Annotated in this window: 3 protein-coding genes; all 3 read right to left on the bottom strand. The window is 44.9% G+C overall.

Annotated features, from left to right (window positions below; genetic code table 11):
• Nucleotides 1-301: 301 nt before the first annotated feature.
• On the bottom strand, nt 302-1,096 hold the full coding sequence (locus D6877_RS27180) for a DUF2971 domain-containing protein (RefSeq protein ID WP_130912688.1): 795 nt from the start codon (nt 1,094-1,096) through the stop codon (nt 302-304).
• Nucleotides 1,097-1,474: 378 nt separating this feature from the next.
• Nucleotides 1,475-3,085 carry a hypothetical protein gene (locus D6877_RS27175; protein WP_130912687.1) on the bottom strand — a complete coding sequence of 537 codons (1,611 nt, stop codon included), beginning with the start codon at nt 3,083-3,085 and terminating at the stop codon, nt 1,475-1,477.
• 5 nt (nt 3,086-3,090) lie between these two features.
• Entirely contained in the window at nt 3,091-3,807 is a 717-nt protein-coding gene (locus D6877_RS27170; RefSeq protein ID WP_130912686.1) for a hypothetical protein, read from the bottom strand.
• Nucleotides 3,808-4,065: the final 258 nt, after the last annotated feature.

Here is a 4,065-nt window from a genome sequence, read left to right as displayed (position 1 = left end):
GTTGCCGAGGTTGGTAATGCCGTGAATTGCGCCGGGAGGCCGGATTTTTTCCCTAATAGTTATGGTACGTGCTTGGGTTCTGAAATTTCATTGCCCGATTTCGACCGTAAGAGTCTTCCGTGAATGTCCGCTATCGGCCGATAAATACTGTTCTGGCTGACGGCAGAACGCGGGAAGCAGTCTCTCATCAATGACCATTAATACGCCTATGAACATAAAACTTCCTGCGCCTCATGACTTTTTACATGGTTCGCAAAATGAAGGGCCTTTACTCATCATAAAAAATATGAGTTGGCGTGCGTCAAGCAGTACCTTCTATATTTGAGTAGATTGGCGCCAAGTCTGAAAGTAGTGTTGAATGTCTCACTCTATCCCCAACTCCAAACAGTGTGGCCACCGCTTTAGTAGCCTTTAAGTACGTGCCGCCGCAGAATGGGGAGACAACAATTTCATCGATCATATCGACGTAGTCTATAGGGGCTAGCTGCGATTTATAGGAGTCGGGGTCGTGTATGTTGGCGTTTTTGATTGGCATATATATTCTGACTTCTTTTTCATGTGCGTATGAATGTCTTTTATAAATGGGATCCAGAAGCGCATTTTGAGCGTGGGCGCCCATTACGGCATCAGCGTCCTCCTGAGTAACTTTTGTGTAGTTGATATATAGGACTCTCGCTATTTTTCCGTGAAATTCATCTCCAAGCGCTTCCGCGAGTTTGCCGGTAGTGGTTCGAATTGCAATTGCTTTTCCCGTATCGCCATATATCTTCCACATCGCTTCCGATTCTTCATTCCCTTGATACCAGCACGACACTGCTCGTGAAAGAAAAATTCTCTCGGCAAATACTTTGAAATTGTTGAGGTCTTGCGAATTGCTCGCATCATGGGAGAAGTACATGGAAGTTGGACATTGATTCTTGACTTGCTTAAGCACAATGGGAGGGGGGTACCCCTCATATGGATCGCTTTTGCTGTATGCGCCCAAGCCGGTCATAAATAGCGCTCTATCATCCAAAAGGTTTATTAACCTATCCAGAGTCATGTACCTCCAAATGATTTCTTCACCCGATAGATCGCCCACTAGAGACGCTGGCATGTTTACTCCTAGAGTAGTTGGTGACCCTTCAGCGGGTCGATCTGAACAGCTTCAACTTACACTATTTTTCGAGGGTGCGGAAGTCGGTCTAGAAAATTTTCGCTAAAGGTTATTAACGACATCAGGTGATGAGCTTAGTCAATTATAATCTTTGGAAAGTGCTTAGATCCGATGCTGAGGTGCGAAAGTGTCTCGGAATGCTCGGGGGATTAAATGCTGTGGCATAAAACGCATTAGCCGCATATATATCCCCCTTACTTTCGCAGTTCTCCAACTCATGGAGTGTGAGTGTGCTTGACCAGGTTAAAAATAAAATTCGGATTTCTAATAATTACGGTGCACGCTGCTTTTGTAAGTTTTTTTACTAGGGTTGCGATTTTAGCCTGACAAGTACTCAAGCACAGCCGCGACCGCTGCATTACGCATTCTACGTGCTCTTTTATCCCCAACATAATTCGCCTCTTTGAGCTTTGCCTCTGTCGCATTAAGAACATCCCTAACGGTGTCAAGACCAAGTTCAGTCAATTTTTCCAGCTGCCACGCAGTCAAATCAAGTACATTAGCGGGTCGATCCAGTTGGGTGTTCAGTGCTAAAGCCATACCTTCGTCGGTGATTAGCCCAGCCTGATCGGTGAGTTTTTTATATGACTGATGATTTGAGCCGTATTCGGTCATTCGTTTTGGAGTCAATTCTTTCGCTATTTCAAATGCAGAACTGGTAGGTGTCGACTCAAGTGCAAAAAGGCAGCCGAGATTAATTACATAACGCTTTCCAATTTCAGCGCGACTCGCTTTAATGCCAACGGCATGTTCGATCACAATTCCCGTATATGCAAGGACTCGTAAAGCCTCTTTTATTAGCTCTGGGGCGTCTCTATGAATCCAAAAAAAAGCGGAGGTAGCCTTGTCGGACGAAAGATATTGTTCGTTTTTAATTTTAATGTCAGGGAGAACCTGAGATTCAATAAATTCTCTGCCCCAGTCTATCAAAGCTTTATGGCCAGAATATTTTTCCGACAAAGTGGAATGCTCTGCCCATATTTCTGTTCTGTAAAACTCTCTGATCGTCTCGTTTACTTGTTGAGAATTTATTTTTGGGCACTGGGCTATAGTTTTTAGCAGCAACCTAGGGTTGCCAGTCGCGGCATAAGCCAGTGTGGCGAAATTTTTCCCGTATTGAGCAATTTGCGACAATATATTGCTGTCTGCTTGCTTTTGGACAATCTCCCGCATGTTTTCTACATAGTCACTGGATAAGATATCGCGATCAATGGTAAGCATTGTAGCGTCATGAACAGGCTGAAAAGTCTCACCGAAAGTTGTTACGCCGGGATAAACCGCAGCATTGCACGTAATACAGTGTGATCGTAAGTCTCTGAAAATCGTGAAAAATTGACGTTGCTGTTCTGGCAAAAAAATATGCGCCGCCTCATCAAAAAGAAGAGCGAATCTAGAAATATCGAGTTCATCACCCAAGTCTTCAAGTGCTTCCTTAAAGTCATCAATGCTGGGAAGCCCATCGGCGTTTACGGCTACTTGCGGTGTTTTCCAAGAGGCTTCATAAGCTTCAGCAATTTCTTCAACCTTGGTACGCTCTATTGAGGATGTTACTGCGCCCCCAGCAAGCAAGCCAATACTCTTGGGAACTCCGCCGAGGAGCCCGGCCTTAGTCAGGCTTCTCATGACGGTAGAGCAAATTCTTGCCAGCATCCAATGCTTGAATTGGTCTGGATCAGACGACTGAAGCAGTGAACTTCTCACGAAGCTAATATAAACGGGAAACACTCGGTCGTGCTCAAACGCATCCATCAGTTCTTTTTGAGCAACCCGAAGTAGGAATGACTTTCCTACGCCTCGGCTGCCAACTAGCACTACAGGATTTCTGTTTTTAAGAGCATCAACGACTTGGCGGTCCTTGGAGGTTTCAACAAAGTAATCAAGAACCTCGTCCGGCCGAATATCCTCGGTCCTAAAGAAAAAATCTGCCATGCTTATTAAGCCTCCGCTGGTTGTGCGAAAATTTCTTGAACTGGTGCTAAGTTACCAATTACATCTGTGATGATCGGTTCCATCCGATCTAGTGCTTCTTTTGTAACGTAATTTAGATAGCGAGCTGAAAAAGCAAAAATAATTGCGAGTCGCATTGTTGTCGCTTTGTCATGCCAAGAGGAAAAAGCTTCTAATTGAAATGCGATATCTGAGGGAAGTACAGCATGAGTTCCTGCATTTCCGTGAACAAATTGTGAGCGCTCACGATAGACAGCTTCTGCAATTGCTAAGTATTGCTTTCCGCAGTCCGAGAACCCTGGATTGAAGGCGCGGATAAAGTTTGTCGCGAAAACACCATTTTGTGCATCCTTCAAAGCACTCCAGTTTATATCCTTCGCATCTTTTTCCCACATTCGATAATCGATTTCATGTGCGGAGAAATGCACGGTGGCAAGCATTAGCTCGAAAAAAAGTCTGAGTCCTCCAAATGCGTGCCTATATTGACCGCTTACCAAGGCAAATAGAGCAAATTGGTATTCCTTAACCGCAGAATCGAGAACACCAGCTTCTGGACGCCCTGCAATAGCCATTTTTAGAGCGTCGAAATCCATAAGGTAATTATGAGAAGAAATCAACGCCTCAAGCCCATTTGCTTGGACCATTTCTGCCAAGACGACGTCCGAATTCCTGATAAGAGCCCGATAATGTTCAAGTACATCCATCATTTCTTCCTTGGTGGTGGGTCACGTATGGCATTAATACAGATTGTCAGCTAAGTACAGCCAGATGTCGAATTTCTCCGTTTGGGGGATAACGCTCCTCACGGGAAAGGGAGCAGGGATAACGGCATTAGGGGACGGATTAATTTTGAGGGGAGATGACGGAATGAGGCCTAAGTAAACACCAATGTTTAAAAAGACATTTTCAGTCACGCTCCCAGGCTACATATCCTTGCGCCTTTGCCTACAGCTACGCCAGAA

This window comes from Pseudomonas sp. Sample_9 (assembly GCF_004307535.1).
Taxonomy (GTDB): domain Bacteria; phylum Pseudomonadota; class Gammaproteobacteria; order Pseudomonadales; family Pseudomonadaceae; genus Aquipseudomonas; species Aquipseudomonas mercuritolerans.
The sequence above is the reverse complement of the archived record's forward strand: the minus strand, read 5'-3'. Positions and strand labels throughout refer to the sequence as shown.

Bases quoted from the DNA above. Each gene is read 5' to 3' on its own strand.
- D6877_RS27180 (WP_130912688.1), bottom strand. From the start codon at position 1,096: ATGCCAGCGTCTCTAGTGGGCGATCTATCGGGTGAAGAAATCATTTGG.
- D6877_RS27175 (WP_130912687.1), bottom strand. From the start codon at position 3,085: ATGGCAGATTTTTTCTTTAGGACCGAGGATATTCGGCCGGACGAGGTT.
- D6877_RS27170 (WP_130912686.1), bottom strand. From the start codon at position 3,807: ATGGATGTACTTGAACATTATCGGGCTCTTATCAGGAATTCGGACGTC.